Origin of the sequence: Anaeromyxobacter oryzae, assembly GCF_023169945.1 — a bacterium.
GTDB lineage: Bacteria > Myxococcota > Myxococcia > Myxococcales > Anaeromyxobacteraceae > Anaeromyxobacter > Anaeromyxobacter oryzae.
The window spans coordinates 4,881,808-4,905,277 of record NZ_AP025591.1 but is presented as its reverse complement, the minus strand read 5'-3'; the positions used below and the strand labels follow the sequence as shown (position 1 = coordinate 4,905,277).

Below are 23,470 nucleotides of genomic sequence, written 5' to 3'. Positions count from 1 at the left end.
CGGCGCGGGTTCTACGCGCCGATCCGGGTGATGAACACTTCGACGTGGTGGGTCTTCCGCAGCTTGGCCGCGTACTCCTTGATGGCCTTCCCCAGGTTCTCGTTGAAGAGCCGCTTCACGATCGCCTCGCGGACGGCGGTGTAGGGCTCTTCCTTCGGCGGGGTCTGCTCGAGGACGTGGACCACGTAGTACTGCGGGCCTGAGACCTCGAAGAGGCGGTAGTCGCCCCGGCCGACGCCCGCGAGCGCCGCGACCAGCTCGGGCGGCAGCGCCTTCGCGCTGAACGTCGTGCCCTCGAGCTGGATCTGCTGCTTGTCCTGCGGGATGAGGCCGTCGCTGTTGGCGCGGAGCCACTTGAAGTCGGTCCCGGACTGGAGCCGCTTCAGCGCGGCCTGGGCGGCCTTGGAGCTCGAGAACGCGAGCCCCTCGAGGCGGTAGAACGCGGGATAGCCGAACTCCGCCTTGTGCTTCTCGTAGTACGCCTTCGAGTCCGCCTCCATCACCTTCACGTCCGGGATGATCGCCTTCTCGGCGACCTGCCCGAACAGCTGGCCGCGCTCGAACTCGGCGACCGCCTCGCGGTACTCCACGGAGTTCGCGATCCCGAGCCGCTTCGCCTCCTTCAGGAACAGGCGCCGCGTCACCATCACCCGGAGCGCCTCGTCCTTGTGGGAGTTGACCCGCTTCTCCTTGATGGGCCCCTCCATCCCGTGGAAGAAGCCGGCCTCGAGCTCGACGGTCAGGTCGCCGACGGTGATCGGCTTCTCGCCCTCGATCGCCGCGACGGCCCGCCCATCCTTCTTCATCGCCTCGAACCCGGGCTTCGCGGCCTCGAAGTCGAGGGCGTGGAGGAGGTCCAGGTCGACCTTCACGTACCTCTTCTCGAGGTCGGCCCGGTACTTCTGGAGCTCCACCGCCTGCCTCCGGTCGAGGGAGTCGTACTCGGCCTTGGCGCGCGCCGCGGGATCGTCGTGGTACTGGAACCCGTCCACGTGGACGACGGCGAACCCGCCGTCGACCTGGATCGGCTCCGTCGTCTCGCCGGCCTGGAGTGTCCTCACCGACGCGAACACCTTCGGCAGCATGTCCTTCGGGCTGACCGGCTGCGCGCCGTCCTGGCCCGACGCCTTCTTGCTCGCGAGCGCCGCCTTGGCCAGCTGCGCGAACGGCTTGCCCGCCTTCACGTCGCCGTAGAAGGCGTGGGCGTCCGCCTGCGACACGAACAGGACCGACCGGATCTTCCACTGCCGCGTGGCGTCCCGGTACGCCTGCTCCACCTCCATCGCGTCGGGCTTCAGCGGCGCCGTCACCCGGCGCTCCACCAGCGAGCGCAGCTGGCTGTCCTTGTACGCGGCGATGGCGGACCGGACCTGCGGGATCTTGTCGAGCTCCATGTCGCGCGCCTCGAGCACGAGGAGCCGCATGTCGATGAGCCGGTCGAGCATGGGGCGGAAGTCGGTGCTCTTCGCACCACCCGCGCCCTTCTGCTGCTCGTGGAACGTGGCGATCGTCTCGCCGAGCTGACGCAGCGAGATCACCTCGCGATCCACGGTGGCGACCGGCACCGACGCGTACCGCTCGGAGAAGAGCGGCAGCTTGCGATCGGGCTTGGTGAGATAGGCGCTCATCTCACCCGACGCGGGCTTCTTCGCGGCGCTGGACTCCGCGCCGGCGGTGAAGGGCACCGTGAGCAGGGCCAGGAGGATGATCCGGTTCTTCACGTGTCTCCTTTCGAGCCGCGATCGTCGCGGCTCGCGCGCTTGGCGAACGAGGGTGCCGTGCGACCCCGGGTGTGCAACGCATGTGCCTCGTCCACGGGACGGATCGGGCCGCAATTCGCGGGATCCGCGGCGGTAAACAACCGCTTCCGATCATTGGTGCCGCAAGGGCTGCGCGGAGCCGCCCGTGGGCCGGACGTTGTTGCGTGCGCGGGCTTCCTCACTTCACCGTCTCCTCGCTCGCGGGCGCGGCCGCGCCGGCGGGTGCCCCCGCGTCGGCAGGCCGTTCCGCGGGCGCGGGCGCCTCGGACGGAGCAGCGGGCGCGACCGGCGCCGCGGATTCGGGCGCCGGCGGCGCCGCCGAGGCGTCCTGGGCGGCGGGCGCGGCGGCGTCGGGCGCAGACACTGCGGGTGTGGACGTGGAGGCGGCGGGCGCACCTGCAGCCGCGCCGGGCGCACCGTCGGTGGCGGGCGCGGCGGCGTCCGGCGCCCCCGCCGCCGGGGCCGTGTCGGGCGCGGACGCTGCGGGCGCGGACTGGTCCGGCGTGGTGGGCGCACCGAGCGGGCGGCGGCCACCGCCGGCGGACAGCTCGTCGATCGCCCGCCTGGCCATCCGGCAGGTGAGCTCGCCCACCGTGCCGATCGCGCCGGCGTCGTAGAAGAAGACCCCGTCCGTGCCGGTGCTGCTCGAGGACGCCTGCCACGCGATGCTGCCGTTCTCGCGGTTCAGGGCGAAGGCCGTGAAGCTCACCCGCGGGGTGTCGCCGTCGAGGTACTCGCGGACCGTGCCCGCGACGACGAGATCGGCGCGGAGCACCCGCAGCAGGGTCATCGCGTAGTCCAGCGAGAGGCCGCCCTCCATGATGAGGCGGTACCGGAGCAGCTGATCCCGCACCTCGCCCGGATCGATCACGGTGAAGCGGTCGCGCGCGCGGAGCTGGCGCACGAACTCGAGGGCGACGAGGTCGCCCGCGTGGCGCCGGTCGGAACCGTTCACGAACGGGAGGACGGCCACGGTGTAGTGGCGGCCCGGCACCAGCTGGGGGGCGCGGTAGCTGATGCGCGGGTCGAAGCGGCCGTCCCCGGCGCAGAGGGGCGCGGGGGCGCCGTGGCCGCCCAGGTACGCCGCGAGCGAGCCGGCGAGCCGGTCGAGGACGCGCGCCTCGAGCTTGTCCATCGAGTGGATGAGCCCGAGCCCCAGCAGCCCGGGCGACTCGTTCCCGGACATCGAGACCTGGTCCACCCAGCGGACCTCGGGCTCGTCCCCCGTCGCGACCAGCCGCATCGCGAGGCCGAGCCGCGGCACCGGCCGCACGGAGTAGACCTGGACGGCCGTGATCAGGATCGCGTCGACGTGCAGCTCCTCGCGGGCCGCGCGCGCGGTCTCGAGGTCGACGCCGGCGAGGTTCCGGATCCGGTGCGCCGCCAGGAACGCCTCGACGGCGCCCCTCGGCGCGATCGCGATGCCGCGCCGGGCGAGGGCGGCCTCGATCGAGGCCGAGATCTTCGCGACCGGCGTCGACGTCGCGGCGAGGTTCTCGATCGGGAACAGCGCGATCCGCGCCGGGGCAGACGGGCCGACGGGGGCCCGATGCGCGCAGCCGCCGAGCGCCGCCGCGACGAGCGCGACGGCGAGCCCGAGGGCGCGGCGGTCACCGGAAGAGCTTGTTGAGAAGCTCATCCGCGACCTGCTCGGTGACGATTTCCATCGGCTGCCCGCCGCCCCCGAGGAGGCGATCGCCGAAGCCGATGCCGCCCTTGGTCGCGGTCGCCGACCAGATGATCTTGCCGGTGGAGGTCTCGTACATCTCGAGGGCCACCGAGATGACGTTGCCGGTCGAGCTCCCGGAGCGGACCTCGCCGTACTCCTTCACGACGCCGCGGATGACCGCGTCGGCCTTGAGGACGCCGCCCAGCTTCGTCACGTCCTCGATGCTGGGCGCCCGCGGGTCGGTGATGTTGAGCCGTGTGTAGCCGCGGACGACCTCGCCGGGCGGGAGCACGTACACCGACCCGCTGGCGAGCAGCATGCTCGAGAAGATCTCCCTCACCCGGTCTGCCGCGGCGGCGTCGCGGGACAGGTTGGAGAACGGGAGGACCGCCACCGTCTTGATGGCGCCGAAGTCCATGTTCCCGTCCTGGTATCCCCGCCTGGCGCGGCCTCCGGCGCAGCCGATCGACAGCGCGACGAGGCCCAGAAAGGCGGCGGCGAACGCTTTGCGAGGGGTCATGGTCGGATCCGCGTCGGCTCAGAACGTGAGGGTGAGGAGGGTCAGCACGGAGTCGGTGCGCGTCCGGCCGGTAGGTGCCCGGTTGTCGATGGACGAGTAGCTGGTGTCGATGAGCACGCCCGGCCGGAGCATCCAGTGGACCCCGGAGACGAAGGTCTTGACGACCGCGTCCGCGGCGGTGTCGAGCGACTCGCCGTACGAGACCCGCAGCTGGAGATTCCCGCCCTCGAACGGGGAGAACGCGACGGACGTGTTCAGCAGCGTCGTCGGCACGGCGCCCCGCAGGATCCGGCTCACGACCGCGCTCAGGTAGAGGACGCTGAACGGGGTGGCCGAGGCGCTGCCGTCGATGCGCTCGGTCTGCTGCCGCGACCAGCCCTGCCCCAGCGGCGCGGTCCACGTCGAGCCGTAGAGGTAGGACGCGCCGAGCGTGAGCTTCGGGTGCGGCGTGGCCGCGGCCACCGCGGTCGCGGTGACCGCCCGCGTCTCGACGCCGAGATCGCTCGTCCCCTCGTTGACGCCGCCGCTCGCGAGCAGGCTGAGGCCCCGGTACAGCTCCGCCCGGTTGAAGAGGTTCAGCGAGTTGCTCGTGGCGATCCCGATGGGCGTGCTGGCCCACTGGCCGCTGTAGGTGAGCGCGTGGGTCAGCGTCGGGAGCGGCTGGGCGGATGCCGAGGCGGCCCACAGGTACGAGCCGGTATGCCCGGACCCCGCGTCGGCGTCCTGCCGCTGGACGCGGCCGGAGACGCTCCAGACGGAGCTGAGCCGCTGCGCGAGCGAGAGGCCGTTCACGACGGTGTACGACGTGCGGTTGCCCTGGCCGGAGTGGTTCGCGCTCACCGACGCGTCCCACGACACGTTCGGCACGGAGAAGATCCGGGTCTGCTGGGTGGCGACGACGGACTCGCTGTGCGTCGAGGTGCGGCCGCGCACCTCCGCCGCCGGCTGGACCAGGAAGAACTGGAGCTTCGTGACGAGGATCTCGGAGTAGTCGGGGAGCGTCGTGACGCCCTTCGCGAGCGGCCGCACGACGACCTTGAGGTACTGCGCCTCCGTGGGGACCAGCGGGATCTCGAACCGGTTGTCGAAGTCCCCGAACACCACGGCGCCCGCGAGCGGCACGGGCGTCCACGTGGCGTTGTCCTTGCTCGTGTACGCCGTCCACGTGAACGCGCTGGCGATGTCCTTGGGCAAGCGCTTGTTGACCCACACGTAGACGAGGCTGGTCTTCGTGAGGACGTCCGGGAACTGGGCGCCGAGATCGCGGTACGCCACGTCCCCGAGCGGCACGCCGTAGCCGATGTTGATGTTCGCGCTCACCGTCGACGACGGATCGACGAGGGCCGGGTTCGCGACGAGCTTGTCGAAGGTGGGCGTGTCCAGCGCGCCCTCGACGAGCGACAGGCCCGTGAGCGGCAGCACCTGCGTCGACACCGTCCCCCCCGTGCCCAGGATGGACGTGCTCGAGACGGTGGTGGAGACGGTGCCGGACATGTAAACGTTGGTGCGCCCCCGGAAGAGCTTGTCGTCGTACGCGACCTGGGCCGACTGGATGATCGAGGTCGTGTCGGTGCCGCTGATCCGGTCCTCCGGGTTCGAGTACCGCAACGAATACCGAAGCTGGAGCCGCGGAATTCCCCGGTAGTCGGCGGCGACGAGCACGTCGTCGACGGTGAGGTCGCGATCGCGACGCGCCGTGTCGTAGGTGTTGGCCCGCGAGACGGCGACGCTGAGCTGCGGGAGATCCGCGGGTTTCCACAGTCCGCGCGCGGTCCAGGTCTCGTAGACGAGCCGGGGCCCGCTCCCGACGGCCCCGCTCGACGCCTCCTCCGTCCGGTCGTAGCCGCCGCTGCCGGCGAGGGCGCCGAGGTTCAAGTTCAGGTGGGCGTAGCCGCTGCCGCGCCAGGTCTCGCCGTGCAGCTCGGCGCCGTCCGTGCGCTGCCAGGTCAGCTGGTCGTCGAACGTCCCGCCGGCGTCCAGGCCGATGTTCGGGAACAGGAGCTTCGAGAGCCCGAGGACGTACCGCTGGCCGAACGTCATGTCCTCCGTGGTGCGCTCCGCGCCACCCGGGTCGTCCCTCCGCTCGCGGGTGAGCTCGAACCGCGGCTCGACGAGCGCCGAGAAGGTGTCGGCGCGAGCCCGCGCGCCCGCCGCGACGACGAGCGCCGCGGCCACGACCCCCGCCGCCCGCACCGTCCGGATCGCGAGCACGCCGGCCCTCATCGGCGCTGACCCGCCAGGACGAGCTGGTAGGGCCGGTCGCCGACGTCGAGCGTCGCGCGGAGCTCCCGGCTGGTGAGGTCGATGACGGCGATCTGCCTCCGCTCCGGCAGGAGGGCGTGCAGCGCGTTCTCCTGGTCGGCGATGGCGAGCCAGCCGACGTCGCCCGGGACCTCCAGCGCGTCGACCCGGACCAGCGAGAACGGATCGAGCACGGAGATGGAGCCGCCGAGGTCGCCGCCGACGTAGACGAGGTCGGTGCGCGTGTCCACGAGGACGGCCCGGGCGCCGAGCCCCACGAACACCCGGGACACGACGGTGAGATCGGGCACCGACAGCACGGTCAGGTAGACCGAGCCGGCGGACACGACGAACAGTCGTGACCCGTCGCGGCTCAGGGCAGCCTGCAGCGGCTCGGGATCGGTCGGGACCGTGCCGACGACGGCGCGGTTCACGACGTCGACGATCGTGATCGCGTTCGAGGTCCGGTCGAGCACGTACGCGCGCAGCCCCGCGCGATCGAGGAGGAGTCCCCGGGGCGCGTCGCCCACCGGCACGCGCGCGACCTCCGAGCGCGAGACCAGATCGAGGAAGCTCAGGGCGTTCGCCCCCTCGTCCACGACGAGGAGGGTGTGTCCGTCGCGCGCCAGGGCCAGCTCCGCGGGGCGGTCGCCCGGCCGGAGCACGATGCTGGGCAGCGCCGCCCCGGAGCCGACGTCCACGACGTCGATGGCGTCCTCGAAGGACGCGGCGACATAGGCGCGCCCGGTGGCGGTGTCGAGCACCATGCCGCGGGGGCCGCCGCCCGTAGGGAACACGTCGCCGGCCTCGAGCCGCTGCCGGTCGTAGACCGTCACGCTCGCGCCCTCCTCGTTGGTGCACAGGGCCATGAGCTGCGGCACGGGCCGGGTCGGCGTGACGACGCCGAACGCGGGGGTGAAGGCGTAGCCCTTCTGGACGGCGTCGCCGAACCGCAGCGTGAGGGAGAGGACGGCCGTGTGGCCCCGCTGCACGACGACGTTCGCGGGGACGGTGGTCGGCTCCTTGGAGACGAGGAGCGCCGAGGCGCCTTCGTCCGTGGCGAGCGTGGCGCCGGAGACGGCGATCTGGAAGCCCTCGTAGCGGCCCGCCGGCAAGCGCCCGCGGGCGAGGAGGTGCTGGCTCGCGGCGGTCGGCCCGGAGAGATGGGGGAGCCGCAGCTCGAGCGGCACCGCCACTCCGTCGGCCCCCACCACCGACACCGACGCGAGCGCGACGTCGAGCCGCTCCGCCCCGGGCGGCAGCGGCTCGAGGTAGAGCCAGAGCTCACCCTGGTCCGCGAGCCGCGCGAGACCCTCGCTGCCGCGGGCGGGGAGATGACAGCCGGCGACGAGCATCGCGGCGGCGAGGACGCCGGAGGCACGGAGGGAGCGAACCTGCGTGTGCGAGACCGGTGCCATGTGTCTCCGTGAATAAAAAAGCAGGGGGCCGCAGTGCGGCCCCCTGCTGCACTATCCGATCAACAGCGGAGCGCGCCGCGCTAGTCCTTCGCGTGGCACTTGTTGCAGAGCGACCGCTGCGCGAAGGCGAACTTCGCCGCCGGGCGGTCGTAGTACGCAGCGGACTGCTGCGCCTGCGTCATGCCCATCGAGTACTGGCCGTAGGCGCCCTCGCCCGTCGCGTCGGTGCCAGGGTAGGCGCCGCCGAGGGTGAGGAACTCGGCCCGGTTGTTCCACCGGGAGAGGTTGTCGAAGCCGCCGGCGTGGGCGCGGTGGCAGGAGAGGCACATCACCTGCTCCGTGCCGGCCTTCGGGCCCTCGAGGAACGCGCCGGTGTTGCTGGCGTGCGAGGCGAGGGTCGCGATGGTCGTGGTGCCCTCCTCGTACGGAACGAGGGAGGTGTAGGAGGTCGTCTGCACGCCGGTGAGGTCACCCGACATCTTGTACTGGTTGTAGATGGCGGCGATCGTCGTGCCGTTGGCGTTGCCGGCGAGGTCGTTCGCCGTCGCGGTCAGGAGCGCGCCGTTGCCAGCCGGGTGGATGAGGGCCGTGTTGGCGGTGTTGGTGTTCGAGTTGTGGATCGACCGGTGGCAGTTCGCGCACCACTCGGACATGCCGGCGCCGTAGGCGACGCGGACCTCGTTCGTGGCCTCGCTCTGGTTGTAGGTGGCCGGAGCGACCGCGACGGGCGGGTTGGCGTTGAAGGGCAGCGGGTTCGTCACCGACATCTGGGAGTAGTTGGACCCGGCGAGGAGGCGGTACACGCCGACGGCCTCGTCAACGGTCGCAGCCGCGCCGTAGGAGCCGGGGCCGCCGATCGGGAGCACCTTCGAGCCGAGGCTCGACATGGCGATCGTGCCGGCCGCGTCGATGACGCGCGCGCGGCTGTGCGGATCGTGGCAGCTGGCGCAGCTCAGGTTCGCGGCGGGGTAGCTGCCGCCCGGAGCGGTGGTGAGGGTCGTGTCGGCGAGGAGGCCGTAGTCCTGCGCCACGATGTTGTGGCCGTGACGCTCACCCTTCGACGTCACCGTGCCGCCGTAGCTGGCCGTGCCCGTGAAGGTCATCGTCAGCCAGGCGAAGTCGCCGCCCGGGGTCCGCTCCATCGGCGCCGCGGTGCCGGTCGGCGCGGGGAACGTCATGACGTGGTAGCTGCTCGGCTTCGTGTCCGCCGCCGCGTGACAGTTGAGGCACGTGGAGGAGTTGTCCGAGCCCTGCAGGAGGTACGCGTTGCCCTGGAACTGCGTGAGCGACGCCTTTCCCGCGGCGTTCCAGCCCGTGAGCGCCGTGTTGCGCCCGCCGGACATGGTCTTGTTGCCCGACGAGTTGTGCATCGAGTGGCACCCGTCGCAGTACGCGACGCCGCCATCGTGGAACGCGTACGCGCTGGAGAAGCTGAGCGCGGCCGCGGCCGTGACTGCGAGTCTGATGAACTTCATCTGTTTCTCCACCTCGGTGTGGTCCGCGCCCTTTTCGCGGGACCGGCTGCACTGCCCTTGCTGCGCGATACGACTCCCCGAACTGCGACTGCTCACATCGTCCGACGACTGCCCCGACTGCGGACATCAGCGGGCGCGGCCTGCTCCGTCGCACCCGAAGCCTCTTCCCCCGCGGCGACCGGCTCGACGATCTCGACCCGGAACACCGAAACCCCGCGCATCGCCCCCTGCGCGACGAACACCTGCCCCTTCCCCACCGACACGTCGATCGGGGCGATCAGGTTCTCCGGCGCGTAGCCGCGGTACCCGAACTCACCGACGAACTCGAAGGAGGGGTCGAACACCATCACGACCGCGCGGAGCATGTCGGTGAGGTACAGGTACCCACGCTCGTCGGCGGTGATGCCGCTCACCACGTTGAACTTGCCGGGCGTGCTCCCGCGATCGCCGAACCCGCGCACCTCGCCGGCCGGCGAGACCACGAACGCGCGGAACATCGGGCCGACGGTGAACAGGAGGTCGCCGGAGGGCGACACGCCGAACCCGCTCATCCGCACGTCGTCCCGGTTCTTCGCCCCCTTGGTGACGCGCGCGCGGAGGTCGTGAGCGGCCTGGGTGACGCCGTCGCCGTCCGTCACGAGGACCTTCACGGCGCTCCGGTCCGCGAGGTAGAGCTTCCCGCCCGCGTACCGGATGGCGTCGGGGGCGAAGCCCTTCGCGAACGCCTCCGGGACGCCCTGCAGCGCGACGGGCCCGAGCGGCTCCCCGCGGTAGTTGCAGCGGACGAGCACCCCCCGGCCCTCCTTAAGGGCCAGGACGAGGAGCTGGCCGTCCTCGCGGACCGCGACGTCGAGCACCGTCCCGAGCTCCTCGTTGTCGCCGAAGGACTGGACCTCGATGCCGCTCTGCCGGAAGACGCGCACCTCGCCGGCGCCGCGATCGGTGACGTACAGCTCGCCGGCCGCCGCGTCGTACGTGAGGCCCGCCCAGCTCATCGAGAGCGCGCCGTTCACGTCGGAGAGGTTGAAGAGGTACGACGCCCGGAGCTCCCTCGCCGCCGCGCTCGCCGGCGCCGCGATCGCGATCAGCGTCGCGAGCGCCGAGCCGAGGAGCCGAAGGGTGCGGGGGAGTCGCGAACGCTGCACGCCGCACCCGTTGTGCAAGCGCAGGGCCGAGCCCGATCCCGGCCGATTCCTACGTGTTCCAATAATCGGTCACGGCGGACCTGGGGGTCTTCCCCCAGGTCCGAGGGCCCTCGGGTTATTTGACGCACCCAGGTTCTCACCCAACCCGGACAATCGGTTTGGTGTCGGACAACAAAAACAATTGTTCACGCCATTTGCGTCTGAGCGCGGTCTCGCCTGTGCGCCAGCCGCTCCGCACTCCCCCATTGGACGACTCACGGGTGCGCGCAATTCGTGCCGCGAGACCGCGCCGCCGGGCGCCCTTTGCGCGCCCGGGCAGGCGAGCGCTCGTTTGTAAACGAACGTTCACCGGATCCCGGTCTTGCCCGGTAATCCTTGGTAAACCAACGCTTCCGCGGGAGGCCCCGGGGCGACGTCGGAGGGTGACCCGAGCGGGGGGGGGGGTCCAGCCTTCGCCCTCGACCGAGGGCAGCGGCGAGCCGGCAGCGGCCGTGGGCGGGCGGCGCGACGCGCTCGGCCCGCCCACGGCGACGACTCACGTCAGTACGGCATGTACCAGTACACCTGGAACCCGTCGGCCTGCGTCCAGGGCCCGGCGTAGCCGGTGTCGACCGCGTCCCGGGCCTGCACGCGCCAGTAGTAGGTCGCGCCGGGGAACTCGTTCACCGGGAACGCCTGCTGGACCGTCGTCGGGCTGATCCAGGCGTCGACCATCGGCGCGGAGAACGACGCGTCCGTCGCGAGCTGGAACCGGTACTGCACCGGATGCCCGTCGGGCGCCCTGACGGCGCTCCACTGGAAGGTGGCGGTGTACGACGCCGGCGGCGGGGTCGCTCCATACTCGTAGATGAAGTCGGGCTGGGGCGTGAGCGCCGGAGCCGGGGGCGCATACGCGGACGGCGTCGTGAACGAGGCGAGGGAGGAGAACGCCACGTTCCGGAAGGCATCCGACGAGCGCACGCGGAACGCGTACGTCGTGAGCTGGGTCAGGCCGGGCAGCGTGACCTGATGCGTGGTGGTCAGCGTCCCGTTCCCGACGGTGGTGCCGAGCGCGGCGCTCGAGGTCCCCATCTCGACGTAGGAGGTCGCGGGCTCGTCGGTGGTCCAGGTGACCGTGGCGCTCGTCGCGGCGGCCACCACCGTCGGCCCGGTCGAGAACCGGGGCGCCGTGTACTCGACGACGGGGAACCAGCCCGCGGTGTGGCAGTGGTTGCAGTAGTTCCCGTTGCCGTTGGGGTGGTTGTCCCACGTCGGCAGCGTGAAGTTCACGATGCCCTCGTGGCCGTGGCAGAAGAAGCACGGCTTGCCGGCGGGCACCGGATCCGACCCGTGGCAGTTCGAGATCATGCAGCCCGCGTGGCGGTTGCCGAGGTGGCAGTTGGCGCACAGCATCTCGGCGCCGACGCCGGCGCGATCGATGGCCGCGGGGACGACCGGGACGCCGCCGGCCGTCGAGGCGAAGAGGAACGCGTTCTGGCTCGCGTGCGGGTCGTGGCACTCGGTGCACGCGAGCGGCCCCTGCCCCACCTTATATGGCGCCGCGAGCGTGCCTCCGAAGCCGGTCCCGGCGCGCGCGCCGTGGAAGTCGCCGGTCGAGCTCGTCCAGCCCGGGAGGACCGGCGGCGTCTGGCCGGAGATGGTCCGGCCCGTGCCCCCGTGGCACCCCTGGCAGATCCCGTTCAGCTGCACCGGATCCGTGACCGACGCATCGACGATCCCGGAGCCGACGTCGATGCGGACGTGCCCCGAGGTGTGCAGGGATGTTTCGTGGCAGCTCTGGCAGGCGGATCGGTTCGCCGTCGGATCGACCTGCGCGACGGCGTGTGCGGACCGGTAGGTCTGGTTCGCCGGGGCGACGTTCGAATGGCACGCCGAGCACGCCAGCGGGCCGGGCGTGCTCCAGGTCACGGTCTGCTGCGAGGCGCCGAGCGGGTAATGGCACGCGACGGTGCAGCTCGTCGTGCCGCCCCCGCGGACCACGGTCCCGGTGCTCGGGTCGGTCCCGCCCGGAAAAGTCTGCGCGTTCGCAAAACCGTAGGTGCCTCCGCAGGGATGGCACGACGCGCAGACGATGCTCGTCGCCGCGTGGCGGTCATGGGCTCCGGTCCCGCCGCACGCGGGCGCCGTCGCCGCGGCCTCCACCTGGCGCACGGGGCCGTCCGCCGCCGCGAAGGCGTTCGGGTCGACCGCCGAATCGGTCGTTCCCTGCCGGCCGCACGCCGACAGGGCGACCACCGCGCACACCACCGCCACTGCTCCGATCGATCTCATGCTTCCCCTCCAGCGCGTCGACACGCGGCGCCCCCTCGCGCGCGGGGACCGTCTCGACGGAAGAATCAGCGGCGACCCTGCGTTCCCGCCTCGTGACGCCGGGAACCGGACGTGTGCGCCGCGTCAGCGACCGCTTGCTCTCAGAGTGGAAAGCACTATTCCTCAACGCCGAGGGGGCTGCCAAGTCCCACGTGGCCGGTTCCCGTTTGACCTCAAAGCGCGAGCGCGGGGGACGAGGGCGCTTCGCGCTCCAACCCCAGGAAACGACTCCGCCGAGGCGCAGCGCGAAGCTCCGCGACGGTGCGGAGCCGGCGCACACGGCGCAGTCCATGCAAGAGCCTCGGAGGCTCGGGTGTCCCTCGACATGATCGTCGCTCGTCGCCGCGCCGTGCCGTTCCTCGTGCCGTGCGCGCTCGCGGCGGCGCTCGCCGCCTGCGGCGGTGGCCCGCGCGCCTCGTCGTCGTCGGGGACCACCCCGACGACCCGCCCGACGCCGACGCCGGTCGGTGCCCCCATCGGCGTCCCGGTGAGCGCCCACATCGACGCCGCGGGCGGCGAGCTCGCCACGCCGGACGGCCTCCTCGAGATCACGATCCCGCCCGGCGCGATCTCCGCCCCGCAGGACTTCACGATCCAGGAGATCGTGAACTACGCGCCCGGCTCGATCGGCGGCGCCTACCGCCTCGGGCCGGACGGCACCAAGTTCGCGAAGCCGGTGTCGATCACCTTCAAGGCGGACGTCAGCGCCCACGACCTGGACGACCTCGCCATCGCGTACCAGGACGCCGGGTCCGGCTACTGGGTCCGCCCCGCCGGCGCCGTCCGAGACCGTGCCGCGGGCACGGTGACCGTGACGACGCCGCACTTCAGCGACTGGACCCTCGTCACGAGCCCCTCGGACCGCGATCTCGTCGGCACGTTCACGCTCACGCAGAGCCTCGCCCTGCCCTTCACGGCGTCCGGGTCCGCGACGCTCAACTACGCGGGCGAGAACGGGTACGAGTCCTTCTACCTCGTGCCCGGCACCATCACGGCTCCGTCGCAGATCCCCTTCGGCACGTCGACCTGCGCGCCGTCGGGCTCGGCCGCCTTCACGCTGCCGGTCCAGCTCGCGGAGATGATCAAGAGCCCCGGCGAGCTCGAGTGGGGCATCAACGCGTACTGGGATCTCACCTGCACCGCCGTCGGCGGCCAGACGTCCCCCAACATCATCTCCACCCAGTTCGACACGGCGGGCATCAACCTGATCGGCTGCTCGCGGCAGTACGACGGGACGCCCATCGTCGGGCCGCAGCGCGCGCAGGGGAGCTACACGATCGACTGCGGCACCAAGGGGACCGTCAGGGCGACGTGGGACTTCCAGTCTTCCGTCTGCGGGACGCCCTGCACGCCGGCGAACGTGTGCGACACGGGCGTCTACTCGTGCACGACCGGCAGCGCCGTCTGCGTCGACACCGGCACGCCCGTCGCGAGCGGCACCACGTGCGGCACCGACATGGTGTGCAACGCGGGCACCTGCACCGCCTGCACCGCCAACGTGGCGTGCACCCCCGCGAACGCCTGCGACACCGGCCTCACCTCCTGCTCGACTGGCACCTCGACCTGCGTCGACACGGGCACTCCCGTCGCGAACGGGACGTCGTGCGGCACCGACATGGTCTGCAACACGGGCGTCTGCAACGCCTGCACCGCCAACGCCGCCTGCACGCCCGCGAACGCCTGCGACGCCGGCGTCACCTCCTGCTCCACCGGCACGCAGGTCTGCCTCGACACCGGAACGCCGCTGGCGAACGGCACCACCTGCGGCACGAACGAGGTCTGCAACGCCGGCGTCTGCAGCGCCTGCACCGCGGGCGTGGCCTGCACGCCGGCGAACGCCTGCGACACCGGCGTCACCTCCTGCTCCACCGGCACGCAGGTCTGCCTCGACACCGGGACGCCGGTCGCGAACGGGACGTCGTGCGGCACCAACCAGGTCTGCAACGCCGGCGCGTGCAGCGCCTGCACGGCGAACGTCGCCTGCACCCCCGCGAATCCTTGCGACGCCGGCGTGACGTCGTGCTCCACCGGCGCGCAGACCTGCGTCGACACGGGGACGCCGCTCGCGAACGGGACCTCCTGCGGCACGAACCAGGTCTGCAACGCCGGCGCCTGCAACGCCTGCACCGCGAACGTCGCCTGCACGCCCGCGAACAAGTGCGACGCCGGCCTCACCTCCTGCTCCACCGGTACGCAGACCTGCGCCGACACCGGGACGCCCGTCGCGAACGGCACGTCGTGCGGGACGAACCAGGTCTGCAACGCGGGCGCCTGCACCGCCTGCACGGCCAACGTCGCCTGCACGCCGACGAACCCGTGCGACACCGGCCTCACCTCCTGCTCCACCGGCACTCAGACCTGCACCGACACGGGAACGGCCGTCGCGAACGGCACGTCGTGCGGGACGAACCAGGTCTGCAACGCCGGCGCCTGCACCGCCTGCACCGCGAACGTTGCCTGCACGCCGACGAACGCGTGCCACGACGGCGTGACCTCCTGCAGCACCGGCACCCAGACCTGCACCGACACCGGCACGGCGCTCGCGAACGGCGCGTCCTGCGGCGCCGGCGAGTCCTGCAACGCGGGCACCTGCGTCGCGAGCAGCACGGTCACGGGCACGCGCGACGTGACCTTCTGGCCCGACGCGGGCGCCGGCGTCCCCGCCCCCGCCCCCGACGTCGCGACCGCCTCCGTCCAGGCGCTCGCCCCCGACGGCACGGGCGGGTGGATCGCCTATCCCGGCACCTTCGCCGCCGACGGCTCCTTCTCCATCCCGAACGTCCCGGCGGGCAGCTACCTCCTCGCGCTCCACGGCGCGGACGGCGTCTCGCGCGTGGTGGCGACCAGCTCGACGACGGTCGACCTCGGCTACGACGTGCTCGGCCGGTCCGACGCCGCAGATCCGACGGCGTCGACGCCGGTGACCGTCGACATGACGGGGCTCGAGCCCTGGACCGCCGGCGACGAGGTGCAGCTCGTCTCGTCCAACGCCGACGTGTGGGACTCGGTGCCCGTGGCGACCGTGGGCGACGGCGCGGTCGCGGCGGCGCCGGTCGAGGACTGGCTCACGAGCGCGGCGGGTGGTCCGCTGCACCTCCTCGCGGCCGGCGACACGCTGGCGATCTTCCAGCTCCACACCACGCCCGCGAGCGGGTCCCTCCCCTCCTACCTCTCCGCCGCCGCGGTCGCGACGGCGCAGGGGCTGACGCTGGCCAGCGGGACCCCGGCGACCATCCCGGCGGCCCTCGCGCCCCCGGCGTCCACGGGCACCCTGGACGTCGACTGGAACGTCGGCGCCTTCGAGGCGCTCCTCCCGGCCATGGGGCCGCCCGCGGCGACCGCGACCGGCCACACCCTCGCAGTCGGCGCGAGCGCGCACCCGCTCACGTTCCCCGCGCCGGCGTCGCGCGCCGGCCGCTTCCCCACCCTGCTCCGGATGGAGGTCCCGGGCGGATCGGGCCAGACGAGCGTCACGTTCCCGGCGCCGCCGGCCTACGGCCACGTCCTGGACGCGACCTGGAACGAGTGGCGCGAGGTCGGCTTCACGGCGACGACGAGCTACGTCGCCCCCGGCGCGACCACCCCCGTCGACGCCGTCGCGTCCGTCGGCCGCCGCGAGGCGATGGCGACGCTCGCCGCCGGCCCCATCGCGCCGACGCTCACCCCGGTCCAGTCGCCGCTCGTCGGCAGCTCCGCCCTGTCCTCCGTCTCCACGCCCACGCCGGTCGGGTCCGCGCCCGTCGTGGCGTGGACGGCTCCGGCCACCGGGACCCCGACGCACTACCTCCTCGAGATCTTCCAGCTCTCGGCCTCCGGCAGCGCGTCCTCGAGCAGCCTCGTCGCGAGCTTCGTGACGGGCGCGACCCAGGTCCAGCTCCCGCCGGGCGTCCTCTCCTCCGGCAGCGTGTACTACGCGCGGATCACCGCCTCCGCGAGCGCCTCGGATCCGTTCGCCACGCAGCCGATCCGGTCCGGCGGCGCGAGCGCCTGGGCGAGCACGCTCACCGGGACGTTCACGCCGTGACGTCGTCGCTCGCGCGCTCACGTCCGCGGCGGGCGCTCGTCGTCTCGAGCCGCTCGGACTGATCACGTCGCTCGCCGATCGCGACGAAGGGGAACGCCTTGACGGTCATCTCGACGGGTCCCGCGTGGTTGGCGCTCGCGCTGCTGTGCGTCTCCGGCGCCTACGGGCTCGCGTTCCTGATCATCCGGGGCGCGCGGAGGTTCCCGGCGGCGATCGCGGCGGCGCTGGCCGTCGCGGCCCTGGTCTGCTTCGAGGCCGTGGTGATGAACGCGCTGTCGCTCGCGGAGGCGGTGACGCGCCCGGGCGTGCTCGTTGCGCACCTCCTCGGGATCGGCGTGGCGGGGACTGTGGCGGCGCGGCAGCGCGGGGGACGACCCAGGACGCCGCGACGGCCCGCTGCGCTCGCGACGCTCCTCGTGCTGCCGCTCCTCGCCCTCGCGATCGCGAGCGCGGTCCGGTACGCGCCGAACAACGGCGACAGCATGACGTACCACCTCGCGCGCGTCGCCCACTGGCTCCAGGACCGCGACGTCGCCGCGTATCCGTCGGGGTCCCTCCGGCAGAACGTGATGATGCCCGGGGCGGAGTACGTCCTCCTCGCGCTGCAGGTGCTCTCCGGATCCGACCGGCTCGCGGCGCTCCTCCAGACGCTCGCGTACGTGGTCGTGGTCGCGTCCGCGCCGGTCCTGGCCCGGCTCGCGGGAGCGCCCCGGCGCGTCGCTCCCTGGGCGGCTCCCGCCGTCGCCGCCCTCCCCGCCGCCGTGCTGCAGGCGAGCTCGACCCAGAACGACCTGGTCGCCGCCGCCCTCTGCATCGGGATCGTGGGCGCGGCCGCGAAGCCGATCCGGCGCCGGCACGCGACGGGCGACGTCGTGCTCCTCGCGCTCGCGTGCTCGGCGGCGCTCCTCGTGAAGGCGAGCGCGCTGGTCGTCGCGGCGCCGCTCCTGGTCCTCGCCGCCGTCCGGCAGTGGCGCCGGGCCGCCGGCGCCTTGCGCTCGCTGCTTCCGGGGCTGGCCGTCGGCGCGCTCGCCGCGCTCGTCCTCGTCGCCCCGGAGCTGGCGAGGCGCGAGACGGCGGGCCGCCTTGCGCTGGTGGTCCCGCAGTACCCGGTCGCCGGCGAGTGGAGCGACCGCGCCGTGAACGTCCTCCGTGGCCTGGCGCACCACCTGCCGGTTCCGGGCGTCGCCGCGAGCGACGGCGGGGTGGGTCATGGGGAGCCGCTCGTCGCCGGGTGGGGGCCGTCCGCGCCGCACGAGGACTACGCCGGCAACCCCGTGCAGGCCGCCGCGCTCCTCGTCGCGGCGCTCGCGCTGCTCGCGCGCTGGTCCCGGGTCCCTCGCCGCGGGCAGTGGGCCGTCGTCGCGGTCGCCGCGGCGTGGATCGCGTTCCACGTGACGCTGCGGGACAACGCATACCTCGCGCGGCTCCAGCTCCCGCTCTTCGCGCTCGCGCCGGTCTTCCTCGCCGCCGCGGCGCCGCGGGCGGCGCGCGGCGGCGTCGCCCTCGGGCTCGTGGGCGCGCTCGTCGGGCTGGCGCTGCCGTACGCCGTCGTGGTCGCGATGCGGAACCCGCTCCGGCCGCCGCTCGAGGGGCGCAGCGAGCCGGCGTTCGCGGACTACTACCGGAACAGCACGATCGCACGCGACGCGCAGCTCACCGTCCTCGACGTCGCGACCGCGACGCGGTGCGACCGGGTGGGGCTGTTCATGGGCGAGTCGGGGTTCGACTACCCGCTCACCTGGCAGGCGATGCAGCGCGGCATCGCGGTCCGCCACGTCTTCGGGGCGGACGCCTGGCCCTGCCTCGTGTACTTCGAGCCGTTCTCGTTCGAGGGATGGGACCTCCCGCGCGAGCCGGTGGCGCTCGACCGCGCGTCGTGGACCCCCGTGGCCGCGAACGCCGGCGGCGTCTACCTGTACCGCCGCATCGCTCCGGCCCGGGAGGCCGCGGGGCCGCGGTGACATCCGCGGGGCCGGTGGGCTCGGTGGCCTACCGCGCTCGCCGCAGGAGCACGAACGGGTCGGACGGGGAGTTCAGCGGGACGTAGCGCGACTCGAGCCACTCGCGCAGGTGCGTCGCGTAGTCGACGCCGAAGCCGCGGAAGCCGAACAGCTCGCGCGTGTCCCGGTTCTGCCAGACGACGACGTCCGGCGGGTCGCGGTCCCAGGCCGCGAGGGTGCGTCCCTCCGCCGCCGCGTCTGGGAGCGCCATCGGAGCGTAGGTCAGGATCGGATCCCCGGAATCGGCGACACCGCTCGCGAACACGAGCCCGGCGCCGTCGGGGAGCGCCATGACCCGCGTGCTCGGCGGGAGCCGCATCAGCGCCTGGAGCACGCTCGCCTCCGAGTTCCAGGTGTCGCGGAGCAGCATGCGCCCCCGCGGCGTGTCGACCGGGATGCGAGGCTCCCGGTAGAGCGGCCACGAGGCGAGCAAGGACGCGACGCCGAGGCCGAGCACCATGCCCGCGAACGCGCCGCCGAGGACGTCGCGCGCCATCGGCGTGTCGCCGGCCGCGCGCGCGAGGCCCTGGACGACCAGGCCGAGCCCGACCAGCGCCACCGGAAGCAGGTAGAACCCGTAGCCCGTCGGCCCGACGCGCAGCGCGATCCGGGGCAGGCAGGCGAGGCCGAACAGCAGCACCAGGATCGCGCCGAGCGCCTCGGGCGAAGGCCTCGAGCGTGCCCGCAGGGCGCGCCGGATCGCCACCACCACGCCTGCGCCGAGGACGACCGGCAAAGCGCGCATCGAGAGCTCGGGGCGCGCGCGCGCGAAGACGGCGAGCGTGACCGCGCCGACGGCGAGCGGCGCGCCCTTGCGGATCCCCCTCCACTCTGACCCGCGCGCGAGCGCGCGAGAAGCGGCGATCGCCAGCGCGACGGCCCCGCCGAGGACCAGCGCTGCGGCTGCGACGTCCAGGAGCGACGCTCCGAGACCATCGAGCCCCATCGTGAGGCGGATGTAGTAGGTCGACTTCGGGTTCGCGAGCAGCGCCAGGTTCTCGTACCAGAGCTCCGGCCCGACGATCGCGTACAGGGCGGCGTACCCGCCGGCCACGACCCCGGCGCCCGCGCCGTAGACGAGCCACCGCGCCCGGCCGAGCGGCCGCACCGCGACGACGAAGGCGAGGTGGACGAGCGCGACGGGGAGGATCACCTCGGACTTGGAGAACGACGCGAGGACGGCGAGCGAGACGGACGCCGCGAGCGTCGCGAGCCGGCCGGAGCGCAGGTGGCGGTCGAGCAGGAGCAGGCTCCACGCCGCCGCCGTGATCCCGTAGGTCGCGGAGCAGTTGAACGGCAGGACGAAGTTGAAGACGCCGACCGCCTCCACGTTCGGGAACGCGGACGCGAAGACGAACGCGATCGCGATCGCCGCCGCCGCCCACCGCCCGAGGTACGGGCGCGCCAGCAGGAAGAGGCAGGCCGTCATCGCGGCCGCGACGGCGAGGCCCGTCCACATGAGCGTGTCGACGGAGACGCCGAAGACCCGGTACAGCGCGGCGTTCACCAGCGGCGCGAGCGGCCCCCAGAAGTACCGGACGTCCCGGTACAGGACGTCGCCGTCGAGGAGGCGCCGCGGGAGCTCGAGCTCCCGGCCGGTGTCGGTGACGAGGCTCCCGAGGCGGCGCCAGCTGAGCGCCGCGCCGGTGGCGAAGGACGCGGCGACCAGGGCCGCCGGGACGAGCGACGCCCAGCGCTCGCGCACCAACCGCGGTTGCATGCGACGCATCTTCGCACACGCCCAGGGTCCGTGCACGGCCGCACGGTTGGTGGTCGAACGATGCCCCTCGACGCCCGGAGCCCGTCGCGGGCGCCGCCGCGGATCATTCGCCGATGGCGTGACAGGCCATGCAGAGCGGCGTCGGCGTCACGGCCGTGCCGGCCGGCAGCGGCGGGGGCAGCTTCCCCTTCCGCCAGTCGGAGAGATCCTCGTACGTGCTGGGCTGCGCCAGGTCCACGGCGGCCCGGGCCATCTCTCCGGGCGGGATGGCGATGTGGTACTTCCACCGCGACGACGGATCGTGGCACGTGACGCACTCGACGCGGCCGTCGACCAGGTAGACCCCGCGCTCGACGACGTCCGCGAGCAGCCGGAACCGTCCGTCGCCGCGCGCCGCCGCGGACCCGTAGTCGACGCCGACCGGATGCGACCCGTGACCGCCGTGGCACGCGCCGCAGCCCGCCTTCCGCGCGTCGTCCGGCGGGAGCGCGGTGAGCGCACACTCCGTCTGGTCCGACGACTGCCCGGTTATCACCGTGAGTACGACCAGAACGAACCCCCTCATGCCTCGTGATACCGCGCCATCGCGGCGGCCTGCAGTTCCCTGTCCGCGTGACGTGGAGGCGTGCGACGTCACGAATCCGCGCGCGCTCGCTCGCTGGGCACCGCGACGTACGGTGCGTCCGAACGGGACGGACCGACGGTCCGATGCACACGCTTTCACCCTGCGGAGATCCCTCGGTCGGCGCGGACCCGGTAGGTCCGTGGCGCGGAGGCGCAGCCGGGATCCGAAGCGCGCGCCCGACGCTGCGAGCAGGCGCGGCGAACGCGTCACGCCGCCCCGGGTCCGCCGGCTAGAGCTGGCAGACCCCGCTGAGACAGACGCCCTGCCCGCCTCCGTCGACGGTGCACAGGGTGCCGTCCGGGAGCTGAGTGGAGGCGCAGAGCGGATCGCCGCTCGAGCACTCCGTCTTGCCCTCGTGGCAGGGGTCCGGCATCGCGAGGGCGCAGAGCGCGTTCGCCTGGCACGTGCAGGAGCCCGTCGGGTCGCAGAACAGGTCCAGCGCCGCGTCGCACGACGTGCCGGGCGGGAGCGCGGTCGGGGTCGCCGCGCAGGTGGACACGCCGCCCGGACATACCGTCCGGGCCTCGTGGCACCGGTCCGTCGCGAGCGGGCCGCAGAGCACGTCCGCCTGGCACGTGCACGCGCCGGACGGATCGCAGTAGAAGGCGCCGCCACACGACGCCCCAGCGACGACCTCCGGCGTGCACACCGCCGCCCCGGTCGCGCAGCTCGTGACGCCCACGTGGCAGGCGTCCGGCGTCTCGAGCGCGCAGGCCTGGCCGCCGGCGCAGGTGCACCCGCCGCTCGCGTCGCAGAAGAGGCCCTGGGCCGCGTCGCAGGAGGCGCCCGGCTTCGGCTTCGCGACGCAGACGGCGACGCCGCTCGAGCAGTCGGTGCGCCCCTCGTGGCACGCGTCCGGCGGCGTCGGGAGATCGCAGGCCACGTCCGCCTCGCACGTGCACGCACCGGCGGGATCGCAGAAGAGGTTCCGCGCCGCGTCGCACGACGCGCCCGGCGTGATCTCGGCGACGCAGGCCGCGACCCCGGTCGTGCACTCGGTCTTGCCGACGTGGCAGGCGTCCGGCGCGGCGAGCGTGCACGGCTGCTCCGCCTGGCAGGCACACGCGCCGGTGACGTCGCAGAAGAGCTTCTGGCCCGGGTCGCACGAGGCGCCGGGGTTCGGCGTGGCGATCGCGGCGCAGGTCTCGATCCCGCCCGGGCAGGTCGTCTCCGCGAGGTGGCACGGGTCGGACGCGAGCGGGCCGCACGCGACGCCGGCCTGGCAGGTGCACGCGCCGGACGGAGCGCAGTACAGGCTTCGCGCGGCGTCGCATGACGCTCCGGCGCCGAGGAAGGGCCCGTCGAGGCAGACCGCGCCGAGGGCGCAGGCGATCGCGCCGGTGGCGTTGCACGGGTTCGCGGGCGGGCACGCGGTGCCGTCCGTGCACGCGACGCACGCGCCGGCCGCCGTGCACACCTCCCCCGTCCCGCACTCGGTCCCGGCCGCGACGAACGTGCCCGCGTCCACGCACGACTGCACGCCGGTCGCGGCATCGCACGCGGTGACCCCGGCCCGGCAGTCCGGCAGCGCGCACGGCAGGCCCGTCGCGCAGGTGCGGAGGTCCCACGTCGCCGAGACCCTGCCCTCGACGCCGCAGTCCTTCGTGTACGTGCCTGCGAGGCGGTCCGCCTCGACCACCTGCCCGGCCGCGTAGTCGCCGCCGCACCGGGTCAGGTTGATCGACATCGTGTCGAAGAGCGCCGGCAAGAGCTCCGTCGTGGCGGCTCCGCCGGGTGCCGTGCAGGCCAGCTCCCAGGTCGCGCCGATGCCCCAGCGGAACACCGGCGGCGCGCTCTTGTGCACCTCGGCGACGCTGAACGGGAGCGTGAGGGTCGCCTGGACCGGGGCACACTGCGCGTCGTTCACCGTGTAGGACGGCTCCGCGAGCGTCAGGCTCCCGGTCATCACGTACACGGTGTCGGAGGCGTCGTCGCCCTGCAGGAAGAGCGTCGCCCGGCCGGTCGCGGTCATCGGCGTGCCCACCGTCTGGACGAGCGTGATCGGGCCCTCTGCGGCCGGGGTCCCGGTCTGCCACGTCACCGCCCAGTCGCTGAAGTGTCGCGCCTGGACCGTGAGCGTGTTCGCCGCGGCGTTCCGGGTCACCGGCTCGACCCGGTGCCAGTAGCCGGTGGCGTCCTGGTACTCGACGCCGACGTCCGCGATGCTCGCGCCGTTCGGATAGCTGGTCGGCGCCGCGAGCGTGAGCGTGACGGGCGTCGTGAACGTCGTCCCCTCCGGCCCGAGCCGGAACGCGGAGCCGACCGCACCGCGGGCGGTGTTGCCGATCGCCGCGATGGTGAAGTCAGTGGGCACCGCCACCGCGCCGGCGGGCACGGTCAAGGTCAGCGCGCCGTCCGCCGAGGAGAGCGTGCCGCCCGCCGCGGGGATCGTCGCCGTCGCCACCGGCAGGGCGAGCGGCGCCCCGGGCGGCGTCGGCGTGGGCACGAGCGCGCCCGCCCCCGGACCGGCGAGCCCCGTCCCGTCGTTCGACGGCGAGACGCAGGCGATCCCCGCGAGGAGGAGCACGCATCCGAGCTGTCCGCGATGGCTCATCGTCCCTCC

13 protein-coding genes are annotated in these 23,470 nt (G+C 73.1%); 2 read left to right on the top strand and 11 right to left on the bottom strand.

The window, feature by feature from the left end:
- Positions 1-11: 11 nt before the first annotated feature.
- The 8 genes from AMOR_RS21395 to AMOR_RS21360 all read right to left on the bottom strand — a co-directional run bounded on the left by AMOR_RS21395 (position 12) and on the right by AMOR_RS21360 (position 12,499).
- Entirely contained in the window at positions 12-1,721 is a 1,710-nt protein-coding gene (locus tag AMOR_RS21395; RefSeq protein ID WP_248353890.1) for a peptidyl-prolyl cis-trans isomerase, read from the bottom strand.
- A 217-nt stretch (positions 1,722-1,938) separates the two neighbouring features.
- A complete protein-coding gene (locus AMOR_RS21390) occupies positions 1,939-3,399 on the bottom strand; it encodes a hypothetical protein (protein ID WP_248353888.1) in 1,461 nt (486 codons plus the stop codon).
- Positions 3,371-3,949: a GNA1162 family protein gene (locus AMOR_RS21385; protein WP_248353886.1), complete on the bottom strand. Its 579-nt coding sequence runs from the start codon at positions 3,947-3,949 to the stop codon at positions 3,371-3,373. Before AMOR_RS21385 ends, AMOR_RS21390 begins: the two co-directional genes overlap by 29 nt.
- An 18-nt stretch (positions 3,950-3,967) precedes the next feature.
- Positions 3,968-6,160 (bottom strand): hypothetical protein, encoded by a 2,193-nt coding sequence (locus tag AMOR_RS21380; protein WP_248353884.1) that lies wholly within the window; start codon positions 6,158-6,160, stop codon positions 3,968-3,970.
- Positions 6,161-6,168: 8 nt separating this feature from the next.
- A complete protein-coding gene (locus tag AMOR_RS21375) occupies positions 6,169-7,608 on the bottom strand; it encodes a beta-propeller fold lactonase family protein (protein ID WP_248353883.1) in 1,440 nt (479 codons plus the stop codon).
- An 80-nt stretch (positions 7,609-7,688) separates the two neighbouring features.
- Entirely contained in the window at positions 7,689-9,083 is a 1,395-nt protein-coding gene (locus AMOR_RS21370) for a cytochrome C (protein WP_318653821.1), read from the bottom strand.
- A 92-nt stretch (positions 9,084-9,175) separates the two neighbouring features.
- Complete coding sequence (locus tag AMOR_RS21365; RefSeq protein WP_248353881.1) at positions 9,176-10,228, bottom strand: NHL repeat-containing protein; 1,053 nt, start codon at positions 10,226-10,228, stop codon at positions 9,176-9,178.
- Positions 10,229-10,768: 540 nt separating this feature from the next.
- Positions 10,769-12,499: a fibronectin type III domain-containing protein gene (locus AMOR_RS21360; RefSeq protein ID WP_248353879.1), complete on the bottom strand. Its 1,731-nt coding sequence runs from the start codon at positions 12,497-12,499 to the stop codon at positions 10,769-10,771.
- Positions 12,500-12,851: 352 nt separating this feature from the next.
- Between AMOR_RS21360 and AMOR_RS29685 the strand changes: the two genes are divergently transcribed.
- Positions 12,852-16,562 (top strand): hypothetical protein, encoded by a 3,711-nt coding sequence (locus AMOR_RS29685; RefSeq protein WP_263009827.1) that lies wholly within the window; start codon positions 12,852-12,854, stop codon positions 16,560-16,562.
- 98 nt (positions 16,563-16,660) lie between these two features.
- Positions 16,661-18,523: a hypothetical protein gene (locus AMOR_RS21350; protein ID WP_248353877.1), complete on the top strand. Its 1,863-nt coding sequence runs from the start codon at positions 16,661-16,663 to the stop codon at positions 18,521-18,523.
- Between the two features lie 28 nt (positions 18,524-18,551).
- Here AMOR_RS21350 and AMOR_RS21345 read toward each other — a convergent pair whose 3' ends face one another.
- The 3 genes from AMOR_RS21345 to AMOR_RS21335 all read right to left on the bottom strand — a co-directional run bounded on the left by AMOR_RS21345 (position 18,552) and on the right by AMOR_RS21335 (position 23,461).
- On the bottom strand, positions 18,552-20,282 hold the full coding sequence (locus AMOR_RS21345) for a hypothetical protein (RefSeq protein ID WP_248353875.1): 1,731 nt from the start codon (positions 20,280-20,282) through the stop codon (positions 18,552-18,554).
- 103 nt (positions 20,283-20,385) lie between these two features.
- Positions 20,386-20,847, bottom strand: a complete 462-nt coding sequence (locus tag AMOR_RS21340) for a hypothetical protein (protein WP_248353874.1) — start codon at positions 20,845-20,847, stop codon at positions 20,386-20,388.
- Positions 20,848-21,136: 289 nt separating this feature from the next.
- Positions 21,137-23,461, bottom strand: a complete 2,325-nt coding sequence (locus AMOR_RS21335) for a hypothetical protein (RefSeq protein ID WP_248353872.1) — start codon at positions 23,459-23,461, stop codon at positions 21,137-21,139.
- Positions 23,462-23,470 lie beyond the last annotated feature (9 nt).

Bases quoted from the DNA above. Each gene is read 5' to 3' on its own strand.
- AMOR_RS21390 (WP_248353888.1), bottom strand. From the start codon at position 3,399: ATGAGCTTCTCAACAAGCTCTTCCGGTGACCGCCGCGCCCTCGGGCTC.
- AMOR_RS21385 (WP_248353886.1), bottom strand. From the start codon at position 3,949: ATGACCCCTCGCAAAGCGTTCGCCGCCGCCTTTCTGGGCCTCGTCGCG.
- AMOR_RS21375 (WP_248353883.1), bottom strand. From the start codon at position 7,608: ATGGCACCGGTCTCGCACACGCAGGTTCGCTCCCTCCGTGCCTCCGGC.
- AMOR_RS21370 (WP_318653821.1), bottom strand. From the start codon at position 9,083: ATGAAGTTCATCAGACTCGCAGTCACGGCCGCGGCCGCGCTCAGCTTC.
- AMOR_RS21360 (WP_248353879.1), bottom strand. From the start codon at position 12,499: ATGAGATCGATCGGAGCAGTGGCGGTGGTGTGCGCGGTGGTCGCCCTG.
- AMOR_RS21345 (WP_248353875.1), bottom strand. From the start codon at position 20,282: ATGCAACCGCGGTTGGTGCGCGAGCGCTGGGCGTCGCTCGTCCCGGCG.
- AMOR_RS21340 (WP_248353874.1), bottom strand. From the start codon at position 20,847: ATGAGGGGGTTCGTTCTGGTCGTACTCACGGTGATAACCGGGCAGTCG.
- AMOR_RS21335 (WP_248353872.1), bottom strand. From the start codon at position 23,461: ATGAGCCATCGCGGACAGCTCGGATGCGTGCTCCTCCTCGCGGGGATC.